The organism is Primorskyibacter sp. S187A (assembly GCF_049800955.1).
In the GTDB taxonomy this organism is placed as follows: Bacteria; Pseudomonadota; Alphaproteobacteria; order Rhodobacterales; family Rhodobacteraceae; genus JAKVBH01.
In genome coordinates this window covers 2,067,756-2,093,490 of record NZ_JBNAGA010000001.1, presented here as the reverse complement: position 1 = coordinate 2,093,490, position 25,735 = coordinate 2,067,756, and the positions used below count along the sequence as shown (strand labels likewise).

The window sequence follows — 25,735 nt, the reverse complement described above, 5'->3', positions numbered from 1 at the left end:
ACCGGCTTGCGCCGGTCCGACCGGCTGGGGGCTCTGCCCCCAGACCCCCGGCGTATTTTCAGCCAGAAGAAGACGGGGGTTCAAGGGGGGGGCAGGGGCGCTGCCGGGAGTGGCGTTGGTGTCAGCCGCGCATGGCGGTGCCTTTGGGATCATAGGGCGAGGGCGCAATGACCTGGGCTTGCCGCTCGACGCCCACGACATGCACGCTCAGCTCCGTGCCAATGTCGCTGGCGTCGCGGTCAATCATGGCCATCGCCAGCGAGGTCTCGGTTGTGTGGCCGTAGCCGCCAGATGTCACGAAGCCCACTTTTTTGCCATTGTGCCAAACAGGTTCAAAGCCGCTGGCATCGGCGCCCTCGGCCTCGATCTGCAAGGTGACGATCTTTTGGGCGGGGCCATCCCCGTCGCGCTCGGCTATGGCTGCGTCACGGCCGATGAAAGCGCCCTTGTCCCAGGCAATCCAGCGGTCCATGCCGGTCTCGCCGGGGGTGTAGCCCTGCGTGAACTCAGCCGACCAGATGCCGAAGCTTTTCTCCAGCCGGAGCGACAGGAGTGCATTGAAGCCGTATTCGCGGATGCCAAGCTCGGCGCCTGCCGCCAGCAATTCGCGGCGCAGGCCGATATGCTCAGCTGCCGCGCAATTGATTTCATAGCCCAGTTCCCCAGCCACCGAGATACGCGCGACTTTGCAATGATAGAGCCCGATATTGAAGCTGGCGCAGCCCATGAAGGGCAGATCGGCAATGGGCCCGTCGGTCAGTTTCTCGAGGACCTTGAGGCTGTTGGGACCGGCCAGCGAGAAGCCCACGGTGGCATCGGAGAGATCGGCGATCTCGACATTCTCGCCCCTATGGTCGTGGAACCAGCGCATGTGCCATTCGCGCAGGTAGTAGCTGCCCATGATCCAGTATGTGCCATCTCCCCAGTTGAAGACGGTCAGGTCGCCTTTTAGTTTGCCTGTTTGCGCCAGCATGGGCGCGAGGCGGGCGCGGCCGGGGCCGGGGAGTTTGGAGGCCATGATGTGATCGAGCCAGGCCTCTGCCCCCGGGCCCTTGACCTCGAAGCGGGAGAAGCCCGAGATATCGAGCAGACCCACCGCCTCGCGCACGGCTTTGCATTCCGCGGCCACGATGTCATGGGCGTTGGAGCGCTTGAGCGTGGGCTTTTCGACGAAATCTTCGGTGGGCGCGAAATAGAGCGGCACCTCTAGCCCGTAGGACGCGCCCCAGCGGCAGCCCGCGGCGCTCATGTCGCTATGGGCGGGCGACATCTTGAGGGGCCTGCCCGCGGGTAGCTGCTCGTTTGGATAGGTCATCACGAAGCGGCGCGAGTAGAACTGGCCTGTGGTCTCCTTGATGAAGCGCTTGTTCTGGGCGTAATCGCCGTAGCGCGCCACATCCATGCCGAAGACATCGGCCTCCGGCTCGCCGTGGATCATCCATTCGGCCAGCGATTTGCCGACGCCGCCGCCCTGAAGGAAACCCGCCATGACCGCGCAGGCGCACCAGTAATTCTTCTTGCCGCGCACCGGGCCCACGAGCGGGTTGCCATCGGGCGAGAAGGTGAAGGCGCCGTTGACCCATGTCTTGACGCCGACCTCTTGCAGCGCGGGATACCGCTCGAAGCCCAGGATCAGCTCTTTCTCGATGCGGTCGGGGTCTTCCTGTTGCAGCTCAAAGCCGTATTCCCAGGGCGCGCCATCGACCATCCAATGCTCGTGATCGATCTCGTAGATGCCCAGCAGGATGCCCTTTTGGTCCTGCCGCATATAGGTGAAACCTTCGAGGTCCACCGTCATGGGCACTTCGAAATCAAGCGCTTCCAGTTCGGGGATCGTGTCGGAGATGAGGTAGTGGTGGTTGAGCGGCGAGACCGGCAGTTCGATCCCTGCCATCCGGCCCACCTGCTTGGCCCAGAGGCCCGCGGCATTGACCACGTGTTCGCAGGTGATCGTACCTTTTTCGGTCACGACCTGCCAGCCGTCGGGGGCCTCGTGCAGTTCCAGAACGCGGTTGTGCTCGATGACCTCCGCGCCGCGCTTCTTGGCGGCGCCTGCGTAGGCATGCACCGTGCCAGTGGTGTCGATATACCCTTCACGGTCGGCCCACATGCCGCCCAGAATGCCCTCGGTGGACATGATGGGGCAAAGCGCGCCAGCCTCTTCCGGGGTTACAAGGCGGCAATCCTCGATGCCGATGGACTGAAACGTCCGGTAGGCCGATTGCAGCCATTCCCAACGGTCGGGCGTGCCCGCGAGGGTCAGCCCGCCGGTCATGTGCAGGTTGATGTCCTGCCCGCTTTCCTTCTCGATCTCGGAGAGCAGATCGATTGTATAGGCCTGAAGGGCGGCGATATTGGGATCGGCATTGAGCGCATGGATGCCGCCCGCAGCATGCCAGGAGGAGCCGGCCGTCAGGATGTTGCGCTCGATCAGGCAGACATCGCTCCAGCCGAATTTGGCGAGGTGATAAAGCACCGAAGCGCCCACGACACCGCCGCCGATAACCACCACACGATAATGACTTTTCATGGCGCTCTCCCTTGGCCTTTTGCGCAGGCTAGCGCCGCGTTCGCACTCTGTCTAGACAGAAGTGTCCAGAGTGCAGCGTATGCTCTAGCGTGGTCTGTCGTATTGAGCGAAAGGCGGCTCAAGGCGCGGGCATTTGCTGTGTCGCGCAGTGGATCCCGCCGCCCATCTCGCCCAGGGGATCGACATTGAGAAGAATGATCTCACGTCCCGGATAGTGCCGCGCGAGCGCGTTGCGCGCGATGGCGTCGGTCCGGTCATCACCAAACTGGGCCGCGATCACAGCGCCATTGCAGACGTAGTAATTGGCGTATGAGGCCACGAAATCAGGGGTGCGCACGCGCGGGCGCTCAGGTTCGGTGATGACCTCGACGTCCAGACCTTCTGCCACCAGCCTGTCATGGGTTTGGATGGCGGCGGCGTGGAACGGATCTATCGGATCGGGCCGCTCGGGCAGATTGATCAGAACCTGCCTCGGACCGGTAAATCGCGCGAGGCTGTCGATGTGGTAATCGGTAATGTCCTCGCCCCAGACGCCCTCAGACCAGATCATCCGCCGGGCGCCATAGGCGGTCAAAAGACGGTCTTCGATTTTGGCGCGCGAGAGGCCGGGGTTGCGATTGTCATTCACCCAGGAGCTTGCGTGCGCCATGAGCAGGCCGTGGCCATCCTGTTCGACACCGCCCGCTTCCCCCACCAGACCCGACGGCAGAAGCTCCAGCCCCAAGCGTTGGGCCACGCGCTGGGCGATCTGAGCGTCGCGCCGATGAACCTGCTTGCGGCCCCAGCCGTTGAACCGGATGTGACGGATGGCGAGACTGCCCGCGCCGTCGATCACGAAGATCGGCCCTGCATCGCGACACCACAGGTCTTCGGTGGGAATATCCCACAGCGTTACGTCATCCGACAGCATTTTGCGGGCGCGCCGATGATACTCTTTCGCTGCCAGCATTGTCACAGGCTCAAAGGCGGCGATGGTGTTGGCGATGTCTGCAATGGCCCGCTGCGTCATCTCCAGAAACACGGGATCGGGGTAGACGCGGCGATGAACCGGCCATTGCATGAAGGTCTGTGTGTGGGGGGCTTCTTCGGCAGGGACGTAGAAGCCTGAGGCGGCCAAAGGCGCGCGGGGTGCTGTCACGCTGAGGGCTCCGAATGATCCCGCGGTTTTCAGAAGACGTCGCCTGAGCATCTCGTCTCTCCTGCGCGTTTGTGTGTACTTTCTGACGCCTGTGTGGTGCGCGGATCTGAGCGTGGTCTGCGTGGGCGCATTGGTCAACAGAAGACGGCAGTGCTCTTGCCTCGCCCCCTAGGGTTTACCGTGATCCGGCGACCTGCAAAGGGCGCGCGTGCGTCGGTTCGACGCCAAAACTTGGAGGTGCATTTTTCATCAAGTGATTGAAAAGAATGGGCCAAATGAAATTGCATTCATAATTGCGCGCGCTCTACACTGCGGGCTCAACCTTGGGAGGAAGCAATGAAGACATTTACGAAGATTGTCGCTGTGGCCGCATTGGCCTTCGCGACACCGGCCATGTCACAAGAGCGTCTCGCACTTGGCGCAACCAATGCGCAATCGTCACATTACGCCTATTTTGCGTCGCTCGCCAAAATCATCAACGAGACCTATCCGGACAAATATCAGGCCAGCGTCGTCGAGACCGGGGCCACGGTCGACAACCTCAAGCGTATGGCGCGGGGGCAGCTGGATGTGGGTCTGATCACGACATCGGCCTTGTTCCACGCCAACAACGGCATCAAGACATTTGATGGCCAGAAGATCGATTCACCCCTGCTGTGGGCCTATAGCCTTGCCCCGCAAAACGTCATCGTGCGTCAGGATGCGGGCGTGAACAGCATTGCGGATCTCGCAGGCACACGCTTCGGCCCGGGCCAGCGCGGCAGCTCGACAGAGGCCACCAGTCAGGAGGTGCTGTCGCTCTTTGGCGTGGAGCCGGAATGGGTGCGCGGATCGAATGGCGAACTTGCGGCGGCCATCAAGGACAATCGTGCCATCGGCTTCATCAAGTCCGCCGTGGGCACGCGGTTTGACGCGCTGACCACCGATATCGCGACCTTCACGCCTGTGCAGGTCCTGCCTGTTCCGGAAGACAAGATCGCCATGATCCGCGAGCAGCTGCCGGAACTGTCCATCGTCGATATGCCGGGCGGTGAGATGGAAAACACCGGGCCTTATCAGACATGGGGCTTCATGATCGGCGTTTCTGCACGGCCCGATATGCCTGAGGAGCTGGCCTATGACATGGTCAAGGCTGTGATGGAGGATGATGTCGAACAGGTCACGGCGTTTCCGGCCATTGAGGGGGCAAATCTGGCAGAGTTGACGCTGGCTTATGCGACCTCGCCGCTGCATCCCGGCGCCATCCGCTGGTTTGAAGAGAACGGCTATGACGTTCCCGACCGCCTGCGTCCCGGCTCCTGAACCACACTGACAAATGCGAGACCTGCGCGCACATGGTGCGCGGGTCTTGTCATGCGAGGGGGGCCACATGGCGACGCAGGACATTGATCCAGATGTGACAACAGGCGAGACAGACACGTCGCTGCGCATGCGCGCGGCGGAGGCCATTGCCGTGGGCATTGGCCTTTTTGTCTTCTACACGTCTTTCTTCGGCGCCTTTGAAACGCTCATCCAGCGGGCGTCCTTTGTCGGGCTGATCGTCATCATGGCGGTGCTGCTTTATCCGACGGGGCAGGGCAAACGCTGGCGGGCTCTGGGCATCGTGGTCGATCTTGCCATGGCCGGATGGGTCATTGCATCGGCGGTCTATGTGGTCGCCAATTTCGAGCGCATCATGGTCGATCTGCCTTTTGCAGAACCCGTTGATGCCTGGCTGGGCTTTGGCACGCTGATCGTCATTCTGGAGCTGGCGCGGCGCACGGCTTCGCTCGTCTTTCCGATTATCGTGGGCGGTATGGTGGCCTATGCCTTTTTCGGCGATGCGATACCGGGGGCCTTAGGGCATCGTGGCTTTGATATCTATTACATCACCGAGGTGATCTTCCTGTCTGACCGGGGCCTTTGGGGCATGTTGGTCTCGATTGCCTCGACGACGCTCGCGGCCTTTATCCTCTTTGGCGCATTGCTTTTGCACACCGGGGCAGGGCAGACCTTCTTTGATCTCTCCGCCAGAGCGGGCGGGGCCAGCCCCGGAGGTGCCGCAAAGATCGCCACCATTGCCAGCGGCCTCTTCGGCTCGATCTCCGGCTCCTCGGTGGCCAATATCGCAACGACGGGCAATTTCACCATCCCGCTCATGAAGCGCTTGCGCTACCCCGCGCCCTTTGCAGGCGGGGTTGAGGCTGTGGCCTCCACCGGGGGGCAGTTGGCCCCGCCGATCATGGGCACGGCGGCGTTTGTCATGGCGGAACTGGTGGGTGTCAATTACTGGACCATTGCGGCCGTGGCCTTCATGCCCGCGTTTTTGTTCTACCTCGGTGTGTTCACCACGATCCACCTGATCGCCAAGCGCACCAGCCTTGGCCAGGTGGATGCGACCGATCTGCCCGATTGGAAAGCCGCCCTCAATTGGCAGCGTCTGGCCCCGATCCTTGCGGGGATCGCGGGGCTGGCTTGGGGCATCTGGAACGGCAACTCGATCCAGCTGACCGCCTGTTTCGGCATGATCGGGATCATCGTGGCCTACAGCGTCGGTACGCTTGCCAGCGGCGGCACGTGGTCCGACATTGCAAGGACGCTCCTGCGCGCGTTCCGCGACGGGGGCAAAGGCGTGGTGATCGTCGGCATCCTGCTGGTTGCGGCGCAGGTCTTTGTGGCCATGGTCAATCTGACCGGGGTCGGGATCGCGGTGACATCGCAGATCATCGGCGTGGCCGGGGGCAATATCTGGGCCATTGCCAGTATCATGGCGGTGGTTTGTCTGATTGCTGGCATGGGGCTGCCGACGTCGGCAGCCTATGTGCTGGTGGCAGCGGTTTTTGCGCCGGTATTGATTCAGCAGGGGTTGGATCCGGTGATGGTGCACCTGTTCGTGCTCTACTACGCGGCTCTGTCGGTGATCACGCCGCCAGTGTGTGTGGCGGTGTTCGTGTCATCTACAATTGCACAGGCGCCATGGACCCGTGTCGCGCGGGACACGTTGCGCCTGGGCGGCGTGGGCTATGCGCTACCGATGCTCTTCATCGCCTATCCCGGGTTGCTGTTGCAGGGCGGCCCGGAGGCCATTGCGCATGCGGCCTTCTCCGGGATCGTCTTTGTCATCTCCGTTGCCGCGCTCTCGGCCAACCAGCAAGTGGCTGTGTTGCGATATGCCTCGGCGCTTTTGTGGATCGCGGTGGCGGTGCTGGCGCTCTTGCCGGGCTGGACGGCTTCGATCATCGCCGCTGTGATCCTGATTGCGGCCTTTCGCTGGCCCGCGCCCTTGCCAAAGGCTGCGTAGTCGCGGCGGGTTGAGAGGGGGCGCGGGATCTCTCCTGTCCGTCTCCCATGGGCGGGTGCTGCAGCGGAGCAAGGTACAAGGCCTTGCAAGGACGGGCCGTCCTTGCAAGGCCTCGCGTCCGAAAACGAGCCTCGGATCAGCTCTCGACCGCCGCTTTCAACTCGGCATTAAAGGTCTGATAGAGCGGCAGGAGTTGGGCCACGAAATTGGCCGCATAGGGGTTGTCGACAATCTCGTCAGTCTGAAGGAAGAGCGTTTTGTCGCCGCAGCTCTGGACAGTGTAGGCATGATTGTCATGCCCGCCACCGATCTCTGTGGGAAACGGATCTGACCAGCCAAAACTCACGCCTTCTTGCAGCATCAGCTGGTGCGGGATCTTGTTGACGATCGGAGCGCCGCTTTCATCCTGACCGAACAGAAAAGTGATCTCCACCTGACCCCCGTCCCGGATATCGCCGGTCATGTCTTGCAGTGTCGTCGTGCTCCACGCGGACATGGCGCCGAAATTGGTCAAGACCTTCCAGACCTCCGCAGGGGTGGCATCAATCAGGATCGAGGTCTGGATCGTTGCATGGGTGGCGCTTGTTTGGGCAATGTTGCCCTGCGTCAAGGCAGCGTCGCAGGCCGACTGCGCAGGCGCGGGTCCGCCAAGCGACAGGACGCATAGGGCAACGGCAAGGCCGGGGGTTTTTGAAAGATGGGAAAACGTCATGGGAACTCCATTGTAACGAAGGGTTTGCAGGAAACGCCTGCACGGCAGTCGCGCCCTCGCGGACATCGCGGCGAGGTACTTCGGGCGCAGGCCACCGCGCGCAGGGCAGGGATGACTACGAGGCTTTGGCCAGCATTCTGTTGACCAGAAGATCATCGCGCAGGATTTCAGCCTCACGGGTTGCCAGCTCGGTGACATCCCAGTTGGCGCTGAGGTAGCGCCCCTTGGCCCAGTCTGCCGCACCAGAGCAGAGCCAGACCGCGAAACTCGCCGCGAGATCGGGCTCGTCTACAAGGTATTCATGCATATGCGCTGGCATGCTGTGGCCAATATCGGTTGCAACGCCGCCGGGATGCATGGCGAAGCATTTGATCCCGTCTGCGTCATGATCGCTTTGGACAAATTCAAACAGCCGGTTGATCGCATGTTTTGACGTCTGATAATCCGAGGCCCCCGGCGTGACAAATTGCGCGCCGACGGAGGAGACAAGGATGAGATGTCCGCCACTGCGCCCTTGCGCGCCAAAGGTGGCGGCGCTTTTGACAAGCGCGGGCAGGGCAAACCGGATGACATGGTATGCACCCCGCAAGTTCACTTCCCAATTGTGCCACCATCCCTCGGGATCGCTCTCGCCAATCTTGACCCACGGGCCCAGATATCCCGCATTTGCGTCTGCAATATCCAAGGCCCCGAAACGTGACACACAATCCTCTACCGCGGCCTCAACCTGCTGCGCTTGTGTCACGTCACACAGCGCATAGGCGCATTGTGTCTGTGGGTTGGTCTGCTCAACGAGGCGTTGTGTCTCTTGCAGAGCTTCCTCGGAGCGGGCGGTCAGGTAGATGGCGCGGGCTCCGGCCTCAGCAAAGGCCACAGCCGTGGCTTGCCCAATGCCTTTTGATGCGCCTGCGATAAAGACAACCTTGTCTGCCGCACTGTTTTTGAGAGCGGATCGGGGGTCAATGGCGTCATACCGTGCATGATGGGATGTCAAATCGAGGAACTGGTTTTGGATGGAAGACATGGGGCAAAGAGACCTTACTGTGTATTTATGAATTGACACATTAGTGTAACCGCGGGCTTACTTCATGGGATTTTTGCAAACCTGTACGATCGTACACATGTCCCGGAGCACCAATGGAAATCGGATTTAGCGAAACATTGATGGAGGAGATCACCGATCTGGCTCCAGCGGGTTTTCGCATGGTGCGCCATGCCGCGATTTTTGATCCGGTGATCGATTTCGTTGACGGCATGTCCGAGGAATGGGCGGATATCTATCTCAAACGGGGCTATGCCATTAGCGACCCGGTGTTTTTGTGGTCCATCCTCAACACAGGCGCGATCCGCTGGAATGAGGTTCGAAAAAACGATTTCAACGATATTCTCGAAAAGGCAAAAGCCTATGAGATGAACTATGGCGCGGTGGCGTCACAAGTAGTCAACGGGCGGTTTTCCATTCTGTCCATTTCCCGCCAGGACCGCGATTATACCGATAGCGAGGTCGCGCGCTGTGCGGAATTGCTGGAGAGCGCAATCATGGAGCGCCAGCCTGAGGCGGTTTTGAAGCCGGCTGAACAGGTCATCCTGCAGGCCCTGGCGCGTGGTGAGAGCCTCCAGCAATTGGCTGAGGATAGCGAGAGCCCGATCTCTACGATCAAGACGCGGCTGAAGCGGGCCCGCCTGGCGCTGAATGCCAAGACGGCCACGCAGGCCGTCGCCGAGGCGACGCGCCGAAATCTGCTTTAAAGCACGTCGCAAAAATCCTGGATCACGAAAACACTGCCAGGCACCTGCTTCCCCGTGATTTTCGTGATGCTCGATCTCTCAGGTGTCCGTCGACGTGCTTTGGCCACGCGGACGCGGTGGTCCGGTGTACCTGAATGGTGCGCGCGGTTGACGCCGCCCTGGCGCTCCTGTCTTGTCAAGTGCATGACCACCCGTTTGAAAACCTGCGCGGGGCTTGTCGCCACGCTGTCTGCGGTCTCGTTTCCGCTCGACGCGCAAAGCTGCGCGCGCGATGCGATGCTCGTGTTTGACGGATCGGCCTCCATGGCCGCGCCAAGCGTGCAAACGGAGGGGGCCCAACGCATCGATGATGCACGGCAGGCGCTGGCGGAGGCTTTGCCCGGTATCGCGCCGATCCGGCGGATCGGGCTGATGACCTATGGCCCGGGGCCGGAGAATTCCTGCGACAGTATCAATCTGAAATTCCCGCCCATCCCGGAGGCGGCGCAGCCGATCATGGAGGGCTTGGCCTGGCTTGATCCTAACGGGCTGACCCCCTTGACCGAGGCCGTGCGCACGGCGGCTGAGGTGTTGAATTATCAGACAACGCCCGGCATCATCGTGCTTGTGACCGATGGAAATGATACTTGTGGCGGTGCGCCTTGCGCCTTGGGGGCAGAGCTTGCACGCGCAGCCGCCAATCTGACGGTTCATGTGATCGGGTTTCGCGTGGATACCGAGCGTTTGGGCCTGCGCAGCGCAGATGTGCATCTTTTCCCTGACGGTATCTCGGCCGCGAAATGCCTGTCTGATCAAACCGGGGGCTCTTATGTCTCAACCCAGACGGTTGAGCAGTTGCGCGATGCGCTGCGTCAGACGTTGGGCTGCGCCTTCCTCAGCTGAGAGCACACCGCGCTCTGGGACGCGGCCGGGCGCTGCGGCATTGATAAATCACGCGGCCCCTCTAGCTCGCTCCCAAAGCAGACCAGATCAAAACGAGGCATCCCTTGCACCCCGAGCCGAATACCCATGGCGATCTGATCGACGCCTATCTGCACCTGACCAAAGAGGTGTTGCCCGCGCTGGCGCGGGACCCGCATCGGGATTGGCCTGTGCGGGAGGACCATTGCTTTCAGCGTATCGTGTTGGACACGCTGTGTGGCGGTGTGTGGTACGCGCATCTGGAGCGCCCGGCCTACAAACATCTGACCCATGATCAGGCGCAAAGGGCCGTCGATCTGTGTCATGCGATTGCACAGGGCCGCGCGGATTTGCGGGAGCTGAACCAGCAATCCCTGATCTGGCGGGGCAAAGGGCCGCGCGCGGCTGAGAGCAGATGAAGGAGAGGTCAGAATGCCCAAACGGACGTCGCTGAAGGATGCCAAGCGCGTCGAGACTGCCGATGATCTCGATGACATCGTGCAGGACAAACGCGAAGGCTGGCGCGCCACGGCGGCCAAGGCACGGCGCAGGCATCGCCGGTATTCAAAACGCCTTACCGATGAGATCGCGCGGCTCGCCCAGCATGACGACGATCTGTCGGATGAATGACACCAACGTGACACACTAAAGAAAGGCGGACCGCCTGTGAAAAGCACGATTGAACTCAGAGATCTGGAGCTTGCCCCGTCGCTGGGAACCTATGGGCCGGGGGACGTCGTGCCGGATGTGCATCTGCTGGATCTGACGCTCACGATTGATCCGCAGCTTGTCTTTATCGATCAGGACGGCATGGAGCGGGTGTTTGATTACGATCCATTGGTGGCCGAGATTGATCGGCTGGCGGGCGAGGGGCATTACCACACGCAAGAGCGCCTCATGACACGGATCGTGGGGGCCTGTGCGGGATATGCCGCGATCGAGGCCGTTGAGCTGTGCCTGAGCAAGCGGCCTGTGATGCGGGGAAGCGGCACGCTGGGCGTCAGACTCTGTGTGGACGCGGCTGAGCTGGCGGCGCTCCGTGCCTCTTGAGCCGGCCCATGTCCGTGGTGTCTGCACCCCATGGGCTTGCGACCTTTCGTCAAAACCGCTCGATCTTTGCGCCATTGCGTTATGTCGCCGCCCATGAGCAACGCAACCAAGACACCTTTTGACAGGCTCCTGCAGTTGATCCTGGGCCTGCTGCACATGCCGCCCGGGCGGTGGCGCATTGCAATTGCGTTCGGCTACGGGCTGATATGCCATGTGATCTTTGCCTTGGCTGTCGGGGCGATGATCCTGGCCATGTTCTTTGGCATGAGCCAGAGCCTTGGGGCGGTGCCGCGCCCGTGGTCCTATCTCGTCAATGCAGGCCTGCTTCTGCAATTCCCGCTCACACATTCGATCTTGCTGAGCCCGCGCGGCAGCAGGTGGTTGAACCGGTTGGCCCCGTCCGGATACGGCCGGACCTTGAGCACAACGACTTATGCGATCATTGCCTCCGTACAGCTGTTGTTGCTTTTCGCGCTCTGGACGCCCAGCGGCGTAATCTGGTGGCGCGCGGAAGGCGCGGTCTTTTATGTCATATGCGGGCTCTACTTGGCGTCCTGGCTGTTGCTCATCAAAGCCAGCTATGACGCGGGCGCGGAGGTGCAATCGGGGGCATTGGGCTGGATGTCACTGGCGCAGGACAAGGCGCCAGTCTTTCCCGATATGCCCACCGCCGGGCTCTTTCGCATTATCCGACAGCCCATTTACGTGTCTTTCGCGCTGACGCTTTGGACCGTCCCTGTCTGGACACCGGACCAGCTGGCGCTGGCCCTCACGTTGACGGCCTATTGCCTGGGCGCGCCGCGGCTCAAGGAAGCCCGGTTTGCAAAGCGCTACGGCGCCCGGTTCCACGCGTATCAAAGGCGCGTGCCCTACGCCGTGCCACAGATCAAAGGATCAAAATCCCATGACCAGCATGCACCGGAATGATCTCACCATCTATGACGCTGTCGCCGATCAATGGTGGTCCGATGAGGTGCGCTGGGTCCGAACGCTCAAGAACCTCGTGCCGGGGCGGCTTGCGTGGTTCGACCGGCATCTTGACTGGACGGGCCAGCGCGTCCTCGATCTTGGCTGCGCTGGCGGTTTCATGGCCGAGGCCCTGACGGACAAGGGTGCACAGGTCACCGGGATCGATCCGGCAGAGGACGCGATTGCCGCCGCGCGCCGCCGCGCTGCGCAGGTCGGACAGGAGATTGCCTACGATGTCGGCGTGGGCGAGGCCTTGCCCTATGACGATGGGCGCTTCGATGCGGTGGTCTGCGTGGATGTTCTGGAGCATGTCCGCGATCTGACCCGAGTTGCGGCTGAGGTTGCCCGCGTGCTCCGGCCCGGTGGTGTGTTTCTCTACGATACAATCAACCGCAATCCCCTCGCGCGTTTGGCGACGATCACGATTGCGGAAGACATCCTTGGTCTCTTGCCCAAGGGTACGCATGATCCGGAGCTCTTCATCAAACCCGGGGAATTGACGGCGGCCCTGTCGCAGGCCGGGCTTGTGCCCGGGCCTCAGACCGGCCTCGGGCCGCGTGGAATCAATCGCCGGGGGGATTTCGTGTTTGGCCCACTTCCCTTCAAGACGATCATTTACATGGGGCTGGCCCGCAAACCCGCCTCTTCCGCCTGATCCTCCGAGTTATCGCAGCGGTGGCTCGTCTCCTGCGTCGCGCCAGCAACGTTTGTGGGGCACTTTGCCCTTGCCCGCCGCAAAAGGCTGGGCTCTCTTGGCGCGGGGAGGATTGCTCATGAAAGCAGGAACGATCGGACGCGTGCAATCGCCGCGTATCATCCGTGTCGGCGGCGGTGTTGCGGCGGAGACGGGGGATGTCCTGAACCAACTGGGTCTCTCGCGGCCGTTGATCGTGACCGATGAAACCGTTGCACGGCTGTATCTCGATCAATTGACGGCGGTGCTGGACAAGAGCGGTCAGAGCTGGGGGGTGTTTGATCAAGTGATCCCGGATCCCACCGATGTCTGCGTCGATGCAGCGCGCGCGGCGTTTCGGGCCGGGGCGTATGATTGCGTCATCGGGTTCGGGGGCGGCAGCCCGATGGATGTTGCCAAGGCCGTTTCGTTCATGGCTGTGAACCCCGGGCATGTGCGGGACTACAAGGCGCCCGCGCAGATTGACCGCTGCGGCGTGCCCATCATCCTGATCCCGACCACGGGCGGGACGGGATCAGAGCTGACGCGGTGGTGCGTGATCACGGATACGGAACACCCGGAGAAATACAATCTCTCAGGGCTGGCCTGCGTGGCCACGGCGGCGCTTATTGACTGGACCTTCACGCTGAGCAAACCAGCCCGCATCACAGCTGATACAGCGGTCGACAGTCTGACCCATGCCATTGAGGCCTATGTCAGCCGCAAGTCGTTTCCCTATGCCGATGCCTTCGCGCTCTGCGCCATGCCTTTGATTGCAGACCATGTCCGGCGCGCCTATGCTGAGCCTTCGGATGCTCAGGCGCGCGAGGCGCTGATGCTCGCGGCTTCGCAGGCGGGGATGGCGTTCTCCAATGCGTCGGTCGCGCTGGTTCATGGGATGAGCCGTCCCATCGGGGCGCATTTTCATGTGGCGCACGGGCTGTCGAATGCCATGCTTTTGCCCGAGGTGACGGCCTTTTCCGTGCGGGATGCGCCAGAGCGATATGCGCAATGCGCGCGGGCCATGAAAATGGCGTCCGATAGCGATGATGACGCATCGGCCTGCGCAAAGCTGGTGGAGGGTTTGCGGGCGTTGAACCGCGATCTGGCGGTGCCGCGCCCGTCGGAATTGGGCCACGCGGCAGATGAGGCGATGTTCTCCCTGATGGCAGAACAGGCGCTGGCCTCGGGCTCGCCCGCCAACAATCCCCGAATTCCAACCCAGCAAGAGATCATCGCGCTCTACCGGGCGATCTGGTAGCGCGTGTCGCGTCAAGACGACAGAGAAGATGGCGGCGCCAACTTTGGTCTCTTCAATGAGCTCGTCTTTCCAAGGGGGAGGGCAGAGTGATCGGGAGGTTCGCGCAAACCGCAATGGACCGATGCGCATCAAAGCTTGCATTTTAGACCCCGGCGGCTCAACGATCCGGAAGCCGCACGGCGAGAGCAAGCACCAACAAATGGCTTGGCCGCCAGCGGTTGAAGACAAAGGGGCGGCGCACAGAGCGCTTCGCAAAGGGGAGATCCTGTCATGGCAACATTCGCGCGCAGACCAGAACGGTCCAGCTACGACGTCATCATCATCGGCGGCGCGATCATGGGCTCGTCTACCGCGTGGTTTCTCACGGAGAACAAGGATTTCGATGGTTCCGTCCTCGTGATCGAGAGAGACCCCAGCTACGCATCCTGTTCCACGGCGCATACGAATTCCTGCATGCGCCAGCAATTCTCTGCGGCGCTGAATGTGCAGATCAGCCAGTTTGCGGCGGAATTCGTCAAGGACCTGCCAGAGCGGATCGGCGATGCGCGCGTGCCGCCACAGACGATCCAAAATTACGGCTACCTCTATCTCGCAGATACCGATGCCTTTGCCAAAACGCTGCGCGAAAACCAGCAGGTCCAACTGGCGCAGGGCGCCGAGACCGAGATTTTGAGCGCGGACGAGATCAAGGCGCGCTACCCGTTTTACGCAGTGGATGACATCGTGGCAGGCTCCATCAACCGCAAGGACGAGGGATATTGGGACGGGGGCACGGTCTTTGACTGGTGGCGGCGCTCGGCGCGCGAACGGGGCGTGGAATATGTTGACAACGAAGTGGTGGCGCTTTCGCTCAACCCTGGCGGCACAGCGGTGAACTCCGTGACCTTGGCCTCGGGCGAGGTCATCTCAGCGGGTCAGGTGGTCAACGCCTCCGGCCCCCGCGCGGCGCGGACGGCGCGCATGGCAGGCATCGATGTGCCCGTCGAGCCGCGCAAGCGCTTCACCTGGATTTTCTCCGCAGCCGAGCCGCTGGATCGGGAGCTGCCGCTGACCATTGATCCCTCAGGCGTGCATGTCCGGCAGGACGGGCCCCAGACCTACCTCGCGGGCTGCCCCGCCGATCCTGATCCGGCGGTCGCGTTTGATGATTTCGCCATGGATCATAGCCGTTGGGAAAGCCATGTCTGGCCCATCATCGCCACGCGCATTCCCCAATTCGAGGCCATCAGAGTGATCACCGAATGGGCGGGGCATTACGCCTACAACACCTTCGATCAAAACGCGATCCTGGGGCCCCATACAGAGATTGAGAACTTCCTCTTTCTCAACGGCTTCTCGGGCCACGGGCTGCAACAATCGCCCGCAATGGGACGAGGCATGGCCGAATGGCTGACCTACGGGGAATACCGCGCGCTGGATCTGTCGCCCTTCAACTACGCGCGCATTCCGGACAACCGCCCGATGCTGGAGAAAGCCGTGATCTGAGGGCTGTTGCGGGCGGGATCAGCGAATGAATTGATCGACGTAGTCTTCGCCCAAGCCCACTTCGGCGAAATGCTTGCGGCACAGGTCGATCTTGCTGAAGACATCCTCATACCCCGTGACCGCGCCCCAGGGATCGACGTAGCACATCACGCCATTGACCTGAAAAAACGTGACCATCTCCTCGACATCCTCAGGCACCACAAGCGTATGGGTTTCCCCCGGCGGCTCATAGACATAACCGCCTTCCTCGGCCACCCAATCATGCTCCAGATAATGCCAGCGGCCCTTGAGAACGAAGCCATGCACCGGCTGGGGATGGCGATGGCGCGAGAGGACCCCGGCTTTCTTGACCTTGAGCAGGTTCATCCAATAGCCCTGTGAGCGGTTGAGGCACAGGGGGCGAAACCAGACGTTCTCCGCCTGCGGCACCCAGAGCCGCTCATCCTCGGTCAAGGCATTGGGGATGACGATTTCGTCCTGCGCATCCTTGGGGAAGGGCAGTTGATAGGGCATCCGTGACAGATCTTCGTCTTTCATGGGTCTCTCCTCAAAAGGCCAGGGTGTTGCGGGCCAAGTGTTTGCGGGCCAAATCTCTACATCGCCAGATAGCCACCATCGACCGGATAGACCGATCCGGTGACGAAGCTGGCCTGATCGCTCAAAAGCCAGTGCACCAGCGCGCCGACGTCTTCTGGCTTGCCCCAGCGCTTCAGGGGCGTGCGGGCCATGATCCCGGCCGTGCGCGCGGGATCGTCGCGCAAGGCTTGGGTCATTTCTGTCTCGATCCAGCCCGGCGCGATGGCGTTGACGCGAATGCCGTCCTCGGCCCATTTGCCCGCAAGCGCCTTGGTCAGCTGCGCCACGCCGCCTTTGGATGCGGAATAGGCGGGCACCAGCGGCCCGCCAAAGGTGCTGAGCATCGAGGCGGTGTTTACAATCGCGCCGCCGGAGGCCGCGAGCAGAGGCTGTGCGGCGAGGCAACACCGCATGGTGCCCGTGAGGTTCACATCCAGCACGCGTGCGAAAGTGTCGATGTCATATTCCGCGCCGCGCACCAGAATGCCCGCACAATTGACCAGCGCATCAAGCCCGGTCAGCCCGCCAAAGAGCGCATCGACCGAGGCCTGATCCGTCACGTCGAGGAGGTGTGTCGTGATCCCGTCTTGCGGCGCGAAGGCGTCCAGTTCGTCTTGTGACACAGACGCCGCCACAACCGACCAGCCGTGCCGGGCCAGCGTTCGGGCGACGCCTGCGCCGATCCCGCGCGTACCGCCTGTGACGAGCGCATGCTTCATGTCTGATCCTCCCATGCGCCGGGGCGGGGCCCGGGCGCGTCCGGGGTATCATCCAATGATATTGGCGATTTGGGAAGCATGTTTGCGTAAATTGCCCTCGCGCACCGCACCCCGCGATGCTCTCGCGGGATGCAGCCATGAGTGGGTCTGGATCACTCGCCGAGCGCAATGCCTTCGCGCCGGGGATCTGCGCCGCCCTTCAGGGTCTCGCCGACCTTGATCACATGCAGCCCCGAGGTCAGGCCGCGCAGGTTCACCTTGAAGCCCATCTCGGTCAGCGGGCCTTCCAGCGCAGCCGCATCGGTGCCCTCTTCCAGATCATAGGTGCCGAAGCGATTGACCAGATGTGGCAGGGACACGGCTTGCTGCACATCCATGCGCCAATCGAGATGCGCGATGATCGACTTGGCCACGTAACCAATGATCCGGCTGCCGCCCGGTGATCCGATGACGAGATCAGGCGCGCCGTCTTTCAACACGATGGTGGGCGACATTGACGAGCGCGGGCGTTTGCCGGGCTCGATCCGGTTGGCGATGGGCACGCCGTCGCGGTGGGTGCGGAAGGAGAAATCCGTCAGCTCATTGTTGAGCAGAAAGCCCCGCACCATGAGACGCGAGCCAAAGCCGTTCTCGATGGTTGTCGTCATCGAGAGCGCGTTGCCGTATTGGTCCACGATGGAGATATGCGAGGTCGAGGCTAGCTCGAGTGAGACGTCATCAGCCCAGAGCTGCGCGTGATCCCACTCGGGCGCCCCGGGGGCCACCTCGCTCAGCGCCATATCTCCTTCCAGAAGTGCTGCGCGGCTGTCGAGATAGGCAGCGTCCGTCAGCCCTTCGGTGGGCATGGGCACGTAATCGCTGTCGGCCATGTAGCGGCCCCGATCGGCAAAGGCCAAGCGCGAGGCATCCCCGATGAGCCGCCAGGCCTCCGCGCTTTCAGGCCCCATGGCCGCCAGATCGTAGCGATCCAGCATGCCGAGGATCTGCCCCACAGTGAGCGCGCCTGAGGAGGGCGGGCCCATGCCGCAGACCTCATGGGCGCGGTAGGGCACACAGACCGGCGCGCGCTCGATCACCTTGTAGATCGCGAGATCCATGGCGCTCAGCACGCCGGGATTGCCCGCTGCGGTACGGACCGTGGCCACGATGTCGTCCGCGATGGGCCCCGTGTAGAAGGCGTCGCTGCCATGGGCGGCGATCAGGCGGAGCGTGTTGGCGTAGTCATCATTGACCAGCGTGTCGCCCGCTTGCAGGGCCTCGCCGCCGGGGAAGAAATATTCCGCTGTGCGGGTGAAGGTCTGTAGCCGCTCTGCGCCGCCCGCGATGGAGCTGGCCATGCGCTCGGAGACGGTGAACCCGTCCTCGGCCAGCGAGATTGCCGGTCCAAAGAGCCCGGCCCAATCAGCGCGGCCCCAACGTTTATGGGCCTCTTCCATGAGCATCGGCGTGCCCGGTGTGCCGACCGACCTGCCGCCCACAACCGCATCCCAGAAGCCCATGGGCTCGCCCTCGGCGGTCTGAAAGAGCCGGGGCGTCACGGCCAAAGGCGCGGTTTCGCGCCCGTCCAGCGTCGTGACCGCGCCGGAATTGGCATCGTACCACACGAGGAAGGCCCCGCCGCCCAAGCCCGACGATTGCGGCTCCACAAGGCCCAAGACGGCCTGCACGGCAATCATCGCATCAGCGGCTGTCCCGCCTTCGCGCAGCACGGCAGCACCTGCTTCTACCGCCAGCGGATTGGCGGCGGCAACCATCCAGTTCTCCGCACTTGTGGGCGTGCCCGCGTTCTTGGCCGCCAGCGCCGCCTGTGCCGCATCGGACAGGGTGTCGAAGGCCGACGTGTCGCTGGCCATCTCCGGGTCAACCGCGTCTGCGGCTTGCTGGGCGTGCAGGGGCGTGATCCCGCAGGTCAAAAGAAATGCGGTTTTAAGTAGAATGCGTGGCATGAAAGACTCCCTGAGATTGTTTGCGCCCATGCTGACGGGTTCAGGGAAAATTGCAAACCCTTTGGGGCTGCGCCGCGAAACAAGCGCTATTTGACCGCGCCCGCCGCCATGCCTTTGATGATGTATTTTTCAAGAAAGATCGCCACGAAGACGAGGGGCAGGATCGCGGCCGAGGAAAGGGCGGCCATGGACCACCAGTTGATCCCCTGCGAGCCGGTCTGCGAGGCGACCATGACGGGCAGGGTGGTGGCATTTGTCGCGGTCAGGAGGGCCGCGAAGAAATACTCGTTCCAGCAAAGTACAAGGCTTAGGATAAACGCCGCGACCATGCCAGGCAGCGCAATGGGCAGCACGATCTGGATGAATGCGCCCCAGATGCCAAGGCCATCGACGAGGGCGGCTTCCTCCAATTCAATGGGGATGCCCTGAAACTGATCGCGCATGATCCAGATCACGATAGGCAGGACCATGAGCGTATAGAGCAGGATGAGCCCGATGCGGCTGTCCAAGAGCGCCAGCGATTTGTAGAGCACGAGGAAGGGCAGAGCGAGGACCACCGGCGGCAGGATCATCTGGCTCAGGAAGAAGAACGAGATGTCGGAGTTGCGCATGAAGCCGAAGCGATAGTTGAAGCGCGACAGGCCATAAGCCGCCAGCGAGCCGAGGATGACCGCAAGAAGCGAGGCCGAGACGGAGATCACGGCGGAATTCCAGAAGCGCTTGAGGAATTCTTCCCGCACGGTCGAAACCTCGCCAATGAGGCGCGGGGAGATGCCGATGCTCTCCCAACCCTTCCAGCGGGGCGTGAAATCGACCCAAGGGATGAGGTTGCCCTTCATCACATCGGGCGCGAGTTTGAAAGAGGTGGTGATGGTCCAGAAGATCGGGAAGAGGCAGATCACGGTCCATGTGATCAGCGCGCCATAAATGGCAATCCGACTGGCCCACCATTTGGTGCGCACGCGCCGGTCGGCGTCATGATCTTTGAAGATGGCCTGATTGGTCGTGGCGTCAGTCATGCGGGCCGCTCCATCCAGCGCGAGACGAGTTTAAGAAGGGCTGTGACGAAGATCACGATCAGCACCAGATAGATCATCGCCAGCAGCGTCCCGTAGCCCACATTCGAGCGGTCGCGGTACTCGCGGAAGATGAAGCTGGTCACACTGTCAGTCGCGCCGCCGGGCCCGCCCGAGGTCACGTTGATGATGATGTCGGCGAGCTTGAGCTTGAAGATGATGCGGATCACGATGGCCGTGACCGAGACAGGCAGCATCAGCGGGAAGATCACCTCCTTGAAGCTCTGCCAGCCCGAAGCGCCATCGACTTTGGAGGCCTCCAGCACCTCCTTGGGCAGGGCCTGTAGGCCTGCGAGCAACATGATCATCATGAAGGGAATGAAGGTCCAGGCGTCCATCGCCATGATCATGAAGCGCGCGATCTCGGGGCTGCCGAAGAAGCTTGGCTCGCCGCCCAATTCGCGGATCACCCGGGCGATGGGGCCAAACCGCACCTCGAGCATCGACTTGCCGATCATCCAGGAGACGGCCACAGGGCTCAGCATCAGGGGCAGCAGGAAGACCACGCGGAAGAACTTGCGCGCCCGGATCTGCGCGTTGAGCAGCAGCGCGAGGCCAAAGGCAATCACATACTCGACGCTGACGGCGAGCACGTAATAAACCATGTTTTTCAATGCGTTCCAGTAGAATCCATCGTTCCACATCTCGCGCATATTGTCCCAGCCGTTGGGCTGGGGACCGTTGGGCGAGGCAAGGTTCCAATCGGTAAACGAGATATAGAGCGCAAAGAGCAGCGGGAAGACCACGAGGCTGATCACAAAAAGCGCGGCAGGCAGGACAAAGAGCGTCCGCTTGCCCTTCTCGCCATTCACGATCACCTGTGCGGCGCAGAGCGCGAAGCCCCAGAGCACATAGGCATAGAGCACCGGGCGCCATGTCTTGAACCCGGCGGCGATGCGGCCTGTCTCATGGCCCATCTGCCAGAGTGCAAGAACGACAACCAAAGCCGCCGAACCCCAGACCATGGCCTTGCCCAGACGCCTGCGGCTGTCCGAGATATTGTCTGCGGTCACGGTATGAAGGAGATCGCCATCGGTGCTGCTCATGACGCAAGGTTAACCACAGGACGGGCCGCTGTTAATAGGGTAAATGACTGGTCTTGCGGGAAATCCATCGGCACGCGCGTCACGCCCCGATCTCGCGCGCGATGTCCTTTGTTTGCTCGTAGAGCCTGCGGAAGAGCGCGTAACTCGTGTCATAGGCCGGGTCGCTCTGCGCCGTGATCACCTGTTGGGGCGGGTTCCACGCGGCGATATCGGCGCGGCTGACAAGGCCCACGGCGAGGGCGGCGAGAAACGCGTCACCGTAGCTCGCGCCCACCGTCTTCTCGCAAACAATCTGGTCAATGCCGGTGATGTCGGAGGTGGCTTGTAGCCAGAGCGCATTTTTCGTCCCGCCGCCGACAGCGAGCAGGCGGGTGGGTGACTGGCCCAGCTCTGCGAAGGTCTCCGTCACGTGGCGCGTGCCATAGGCGATGCCTTCGATGAGCGCGCGGTAGATGTCGCCCCGGCTGTGCGTGAGGTTGAGCCCGAAGAGCGCGCCCTTCGCGTGTACGTCATGGATGGGCGTGCGCTCGCCGGAGAAATAGGGCAGCATCAGCAGGCCATTGGCACCGGGCGGAGAGCCTGCGGCTTCTGCTGCCAGCGTCGGGAACGCGCTCTCCTTGGGCAGATCGGGCGCAAATTGATCGCGGAACCAATGGGTCAGCGTACCGGAGGTCGCCAGACCCGCCATCGAGGCATGTTCTCCCTCAAAGAGCCAGGGCGCGTACCAGATGCGAGCATCGGCAACGCGGGATTGCGCGCGCAGGATGATGAAGATCGTCGAGCCATACATCATCATCATGTCGCCCGGTCCATCGACACCCACGGAGAAGGCTTCGGCGGCGGCGTCAATGGTCCCGGCGGTCACCGGCGTGCCCGGCGCGAGGCCCGTCTCTGCGGCGGCCTTTGCGGTGATCTCGCCTGCGATTTCGTTTGACCAAAGCAGGCGGGGCAGCTTGTCGAGCCCCACGATGTCATCCGCCAGATCGTCGGTCCAATTTTGCGTAGCCACATCATAGAGCGGCGAGAAATTGGCGGCCGTGTAGTGATCGATCACCACTTCGCCGGTGAGCCGCTGCACCAGAAAGCTCGTCGAGGTCAGGATATGGGTGGTTTGCGCGAAGATCTCGGGCCGGTGCCGCTGGAGCCAGAGGATCTTGGGGCCGACCGATTGTGAGGTCAGCGCATTGCCGCAACGCGTGATGATGGTCTCCTCGCCGATCCGCTCGCTCAACTCGCGCACCTCCGCCTCCGCGCGGCCATCGACGCCGTAGAGAACCCCGTTCATGAGGGGGCTGCCCGCAGCGTCCACCGGCAACATGCAAGGCCCAATAGCGCTACAGGCCACGGCCTTGATCTCCGCCGGATCGACGCCGCTCTCGCGCAAGATCGTCTGGCTCACATTGACGAAATCGCCCCACCAATCCTCTTCGGGGCGGTGCTCGGCCCAGCCCGGCTCAGGCACAAGCATCTCGTGCCCGCGCGCGGCCTGGGCATGGATGCGCCCGGTCTCATCAACCAGAACGCCTTTGGTTTCATAGGTGCCGATATCGATGCCAAGTGTGTAAGCCATCAGGTATATGCGTCCCGGTCGAGGTCAAAATCAGGGGTGATGCGGGCCAGCGCTGCGCTGAGTAATTGTGCAAGTGCTGCGAGGTCCCGGGCGTCGCAAAGCTCGCGCGCAGAGTGGGAATGGCGCATGGGGAAACACAGATCGATGGAGGCCACGCCCGCGCCCACAAGCTGGACGTAGGAGAGATCCGTCAGGACGCCGACCTGCGCGCTGCGCTGCAGGGGCAGGCCTTCGGCAGCTGCGCTCTCCTCCATCAGATGCACCATGGCGGGATGCGGGATCACGCCATTGAGCGTGCCGCGTCCGTGGAAGGAGTAGAGCCCCATGCCAGGCCCGCCGCCTAACGTGACATCGCCGCGCGCGCCCATGTCGGGCGTGTCCGTGGCCAGCGCCAGGTCAATCTGGATCGCGATATCGGGCAGGAGCTGTTGCGCCAGCGGCTGCGCGCCGCGCAGGTTGAATTCCTCCAGCACGGTGAAAGCCAGATCGACCGGCGGGCCGCTCTCGCGCGCCTTGAGCTGTCGCGCCACTTCCAGGAGCACGGCGCAGCCCGCCCGATCATCGACCGATGTGCCCATGATCCGACCATGGGCCAACGTGCTGGCGTGCGGCGCATAGACCACCGGCGTGCCGATGCGGATGCCCGCGGCCTCCACCTCTTCAGCGGAGCACATGCCGGTATCGACGTAGAGCTCGGCATAAGGCAGGACTTTGTATTTCTCCTCCGGCGTCGTTGCATGGTGGCACTTGTTGGCGATCACACCGGGCACATCACGGCCTTCGCCCACGCAGATCAGCACCTCCTGCGCCGCCAGCGCCCGTTCGGGCACACCGCCCAACCGCTCCAGCCGGATCAGCCCATCGGCCTCGATCCGCCGCACGATGAAGCCCAGCTGGTCCATATGGGTGAACAGCATGACCTTGGGGCCTTGCCCCGGGAAATGCGCGACAAGATTGCCCAGCCGGTCTGCGCTGCTTTCAATGCCCATGGCCTCCAGCTTGCTACGGAGCGCGCGGCGCACCCGATCTTCATGGCCTGAGAGGCCGGGGATACGCATCAGATCCAGCGTGTCGGTTGTAATGCGCGTCTGCGCGCTCTGCGCGGTCATGCGCGCGCCGCCCGTGCCCGGGCCATGAAATCACGCGCGCGCTCAGGATCTACCGGGTTCCATGTGTCGCCATCCACCTTGAGCGAGGAGCCCACGATGCAGCCATCGGCCACGGCCAGCACATCGGCCACTGTTTCGTGTTTCACCCCGGTATTGGCCATGACCGCCACGTCCGGGACCACCGCCTTTACCGCTTCGAGATCGGACATTTCCGCCGCCTCGCCGGTGATCTGGCCCGAGACCAGCACCGCATCGGGGATCGACGAGAAGACCGCCGAGCGCGCCCGGTCGGGCAGGGGGCGGGCATCGAGCGAATGGGCGAACTCGGCGCTGACATTATAGAGCATCGCCATATCCGGGCGTCCCAGCCGGTCGCGGTAGCGCATGGCGCGGCCCGCATCGGGCGTCCAGGGGCCCATGTCGGAGGCGTAGGTCCCGGTGAAGATTTCGCGCACGAAGCCCGCGCCCGTGGCCGCACCAAGCGCCACGCTCGACATCGGATCCCAGAGCACATTGACGCCGAAGGGCACTGTGATCTCTGCCCTCAGCTGCCCGATGATGGCGGCCATGGTGGCGGTGGAGGCGGTATCAACCTCGAACTCATAGGGCCGGTCGTTCTCATTGCCGAACATGACCGCGTCAAAGCCCGCCTCCTGCAAGGCCAGCAAATCAGCACGCGCCGCAGCCACCAGATCCAGTGCGGGGTCAAAAAGCGGCGATCCGGGCAGCGCGCCGATATGGACCATGCCGATCACTGGCTTCGTCTCGCCGAAGACGGCTTTGAAGTTTTTGGTCATGTGCCTCTCCCTCTTCGGGTGTGAGATTAGGTGGATAAGGCTAGGCAGGCAAAGACAAATGCGTCTAAGCTCGCGCGCACACCGCGCAGACAATCAGGGGGAGACAGAGATGGCTTTGAAGACACGGCATTACGATCGGCTGGGCAATGGCGGGCTGACCTTTACGGAGCTGGGTTTTGGCACAGCCCCCTTGGGCAATCTCTACAAAGCGATCAGCGACGCCGACGCGCGCGCCACGCTGGATGCGGCATGGGCCGGGGGTGTCAGGTATTATGACACCGCTCCGCTCTATGGTCTGGGCCTGTCGGAGACCCGCCTCAACCCCTTCCTGCGCGACAAGCCGCGCGACGACTACGTGCTCTCCACCAAGGTGGGTCGGCTCATGCAGCCCTGCGCGCCGGAGCATCGCACCGGGATCGGCAAATGGTTTGAGGTGCCCCAGCGGCGTGAGCACTACGATTACACCTATGACGGGGTGATGCGCTCGTTCGAGGCTTCGTTCAATCGCCTCGGCGTGGACCGGATCGACATTCTCTACGTGCATGACCTCTGCATCTTCTCCCATGGCTCGAAAGAGATCTCCGACATGCGGATCGAGGAGTTCTTCGGCGGGCGCGGTTATGACGCGATGGTCTCCCTGCGCGATCAGGGGCTGATCAAGGCGATTGGCGGTGGGATCAATGAATGGGAGGTCTGCCAGACGCTGGCGGAGCGGGGCGATTTTGACCTCTTCCTGTTGGCCGGGCGGTATACGCTGCTGGAGCAGGCCGCGCTGGACAGTTTCCTGCCACTTTGCGAGGCGCGGGGCATCGGCATTGTCACCGGCGGGCCCTACAATTCCGGCATTCTGGCCACCGGCGCGCGGCAGGGGGCCTATTACAATTACGACCCCGCCCCGCAGGAGATCCTCGACAAGGTCAACGCCATTGAGGCGGTTTGCGAGGCCCATGGGGTGCGCATGGTCGATGCGGCGTTCCAGTTCCCGCTCCTGCATCCCGCCCATGTCGCCGTGATCCCGGGCGGGCAGGGCACCACCGAGATGGCGGGCAATCTGGAGGCCGCGCAGGCGGAGATCCCGGCCGGGCTCTGGTCCGATCTCAAGTCGGAAGGTCTGATGCGCGAAGACGCGCCGACAGGCGGGTGAGCCTG

General features: G+C 62.4%; 24 protein-coding genes. 12 read left to right on the top strand and 12 right to left on the bottom strand.

All coding sequences use genetic code 11. The features are described 5' to 3' along the window. Window positions 1-121: 121 nt before the first annotated feature. Window positions 122-2,530, bottom strand: coding sequence for a GcvT family protein (locus tag ACP15S_RS10415; RefSeq protein WP_425039508.1), 2,409 nt, complete (start codon window positions 2,528-2,530; stop codon window positions 122-124). 118 nt (window positions 2,531-2,648) lie between these two features. Beyond that, window positions 2,649-3,719, bottom strand: a complete 1,071-nt coding sequence (locus ACP15S_RS10410) for an agmatine deiminase family protein (protein WP_425039507.1) — start codon at window positions 3,717-3,719, stop codon at window positions 2,649-2,651. A gap of 285 nt (window positions 3,720-4,004) precedes the next feature. On the opposite strand from ACP15S_RS10410, the gene ACP15S_RS10405 reads away from it, so the two are divergent. Together ACP15S_RS10405 and ACP15S_RS10400 are read left to right on the top strand one after the other, a co-directional pair. After that, a complete protein-coding gene (locus ACP15S_RS10405) occupies window positions 4,005-4,970 on the top strand; it encodes a TAXI family TRAP transporter solute-binding subunit (protein WP_425039506.1) in 966 nt (321 codons plus the stop codon). Between the two features lie 67 nt (window positions 4,971-5,037). Next, a complete protein-coding gene (locus ACP15S_RS10400; RefSeq protein ID WP_425039505.1) occupies window positions 5,038-6,948 on the top strand; it encodes a TRAP transporter permease in 1,911 nt (636 codons plus the stop codon). A gap of 136 nt (window positions 6,949-7,084) precedes the next feature. Here the strand turns inward: ACP15S_RS10400 and ACP15S_RS10395 are convergent, their stop codons facing one another. Both ACP15S_RS10395 and ACP15S_RS10390 read right to left on the bottom strand, forming a co-directional pair. Then, the gene (locus ACP15S_RS10395; protein WP_425039504.1) at window positions 7,085-7,660 is read right to left on the bottom strand and encodes an SRPBCC family protein; all 576 of its coding nucleotides are present in this window, start codon (window positions 7,658-7,660) and stop codon (window positions 7,085-7,087) included. A gap of 115 nt (window positions 7,661-7,775) precedes the next feature. Then, window positions 7,776-8,684 carry an SDR family oxidoreductase gene (locus tag ACP15S_RS10390; RefSeq protein ID WP_425039503.1) on the bottom strand — a complete coding sequence of 303 codons (909 nt, stop codon included), beginning with the start codon at window positions 8,682-8,684 and terminating at the stop codon, window positions 7,776-7,778. 113 nt (window positions 8,685-8,797) lie between these two features. Between ACP15S_RS10390 and ACP15S_RS10385 the strand changes: the two genes are divergently transcribed. The 9 genes from ACP15S_RS10385 (at window position 8,798) to ACP15S_RS10345 (ending at window position 15,747) form a co-directional block, all read left to right on the top strand. Continuing rightward, window positions 8,798-9,409, top strand: a complete 612-nt coding sequence (locus tag ACP15S_RS10385; RefSeq protein WP_425039502.1) for an autoinducer binding domain-containing protein — start codon at window positions 8,798-8,800, stop codon at window positions 9,407-9,409. A 183-nt stretch (window positions 9,410-9,592) separates the two neighbouring features. After that, a complete protein-coding gene (locus ACP15S_RS10380; RefSeq protein ID WP_425039501.1) occupies window positions 9,593-10,291 on the top strand; it encodes a vWA domain-containing protein in 699 nt (232 codons plus the stop codon). Window positions 10,292-10,395: 104 nt separating this feature from the next. Next, complete coding sequence (locus ACP15S_RS10375) at window positions 10,396-10,728, top strand: hypothetical protein (protein WP_425039500.1); 333 nt, start codon at window positions 10,396-10,398, stop codon at window positions 10,726-10,728. Window positions 10,729-10,741: 13 nt separating this feature from the next. Continuing rightward, window positions 10,742-10,939 (top strand): hypothetical protein, encoded by a 198-nt coding sequence (locus ACP15S_RS10370; protein ID WP_425039499.1) that lies wholly within the window; start codon window positions 10,742-10,744, stop codon window positions 10,937-10,939. A 36-nt stretch (window positions 10,940-10,975) separates the two neighbouring features. After that, window positions 10,976-11,359 carry a dihydroneopterin aldolase gene (locus tag ACP15S_RS10365; protein WP_425039498.1) on the top strand — a complete coding sequence of 128 codons (384 nt, stop codon included), beginning with the start codon at window positions 10,976-10,978 and terminating at the stop codon, window positions 11,357-11,359. A gap of 93 nt (window positions 11,360-11,452) precedes the next feature. After that, window positions 11,453-12,286 (top strand): methyltransferase family protein, encoded by an 834-nt coding sequence (locus ACP15S_RS10360; protein WP_425039497.1) that lies wholly within the window; start codon window positions 11,453-11,455, stop codon window positions 12,284-12,286. Further along, window positions 12,264-12,983 carry a bifunctional 2-polyprenyl-6-hydroxyphenol methylase/3-demethylubiquinol 3-O-methyltransferase UbiG gene (gene ubiG / locus ACP15S_RS10355; protein ID WP_425039496.1) on the top strand — a complete coding sequence of 240 codons (720 nt, stop codon included), beginning with the start codon at window positions 12,264-12,266 and terminating at the stop codon, window positions 12,981-12,983. The genes ACP15S_RS10360 and ubiG overlap by 23 nt, the downstream gene beginning before the upstream one ends. A 118-nt stretch (window positions 12,984-13,101) precedes the next feature. Then, on the top strand, window positions 13,102-14,262 hold the full coding sequence (locus ACP15S_RS10350) for an iron-containing alcohol dehydrogenase (protein WP_425039495.1): 1,161 nt from the start codon (window positions 13,102-13,104) through the stop codon (window positions 14,260-14,262). A gap of 270 nt (window positions 14,263-14,532) precedes the next feature. After that, a complete protein-coding gene (locus tag ACP15S_RS10345; protein ID WP_425039494.1) occupies window positions 14,533-15,747 on the top strand; it encodes an NAD(P)/FAD-dependent oxidoreductase in 1,215 nt (404 codons plus the stop codon). 18 nt (window positions 15,748-15,765) lie between these two features. On the opposite strand, the gene ACP15S_RS10340 is transcribed toward ACP15S_RS10345, so the two are convergent. The 8 genes from ACP15S_RS10340 to ACP15S_RS10305 all read right to left on the bottom strand — a co-directional run bounded on the left by ACP15S_RS10340 (window position 15,766) and on the right by ACP15S_RS10305 (window position 24,586). Continuing rightward, window positions 15,766-16,284 (bottom strand): 2,4'-dihydroxyacetophenone dioxygenase family protein, encoded by a 519-nt coding sequence (locus ACP15S_RS10340; RefSeq protein ID WP_425039493.1) that lies wholly within the window; start codon window positions 16,282-16,284, stop codon window positions 15,766-15,768. 56 nt (window positions 16,285-16,340) lie between these two features. Next, window positions 16,341-17,042 (bottom strand): SDR family NAD(P)-dependent oxidoreductase, encoded by a 702-nt coding sequence (locus ACP15S_RS10335; protein ID WP_425039492.1) that lies wholly within the window; start codon window positions 17,040-17,042, stop codon window positions 16,341-16,343. Window positions 17,043-17,194: 152 nt separating this feature from the next. Further along, a complete protein-coding gene (gene ggt / locus ACP15S_RS10330; protein ID WP_425039491.1) occupies window positions 17,195-18,988 on the bottom strand; it encodes a gamma-glutamyltransferase in 1,794 nt (597 codons plus the stop codon). 86 nt (window positions 18,989-19,074) lie between these two features. Beyond that, a complete protein-coding gene (locus tag ACP15S_RS10325) occupies window positions 19,075-20,007 on the bottom strand; it encodes a carbohydrate ABC transporter permease (protein ID WP_425039490.1) in 933 nt (310 codons plus the stop codon). Next, window positions 20,004-21,110 carry a carbohydrate ABC transporter permease gene (locus ACP15S_RS10320; protein ID WP_425039489.1) on the bottom strand — a complete coding sequence of 369 codons (1,107 nt, stop codon included), beginning with the start codon at window positions 21,108-21,110 and terminating at the stop codon, window positions 20,004-20,006. The genes ACP15S_RS10325 and ACP15S_RS10320 overlap by 4 nt, the downstream gene beginning before the upstream one ends. Before the next feature lie 79 nt (window positions 21,111-21,189). Beyond that, window positions 21,190-22,680 (bottom strand): FGGY-family carbohydrate kinase, encoded by a 1,491-nt coding sequence (locus ACP15S_RS10315; RefSeq protein WP_425039488.1) that lies wholly within the window; start codon window positions 22,678-22,680, stop codon window positions 21,190-21,192. After that, the gene (locus ACP15S_RS10310; protein WP_425039487.1) at window positions 22,680-23,789 is read right to left on the bottom strand and encodes a M20/M25/M40 family metallo-hydrolase; all 1,110 of its coding nucleotides are present in this window, start codon (window positions 23,787-23,789) and stop codon (window positions 22,680-22,682) included. Before ACP15S_RS10310 ends, ACP15S_RS10315 begins: the two co-directional genes overlap by 1 nt. After that, window positions 23,786-24,586 (bottom strand): BtpA/SgcQ family protein, encoded by an 801-nt coding sequence (locus ACP15S_RS10305; RefSeq protein WP_425039486.1) that lies wholly within the window; start codon window positions 24,584-24,586, stop codon window positions 23,786-23,788. The genes ACP15S_RS10310 and ACP15S_RS10305 overlap by 4 nt, the downstream gene beginning before the upstream one ends. Before the next feature lie 109 nt (window positions 24,587-24,695). On the opposite strand from ACP15S_RS10305, the gene ACP15S_RS10300 reads away from it, so the two are divergent. Beyond that, window positions 24,696-25,730, top strand: a complete 1,035-nt coding sequence (locus tag ACP15S_RS10300) for an aldo/keto reductase (RefSeq protein WP_425039485.1) — start codon at window positions 24,696-24,698, stop codon at window positions 25,728-25,730. Window positions 25,731-25,735 lie beyond the last annotated feature (5 nt).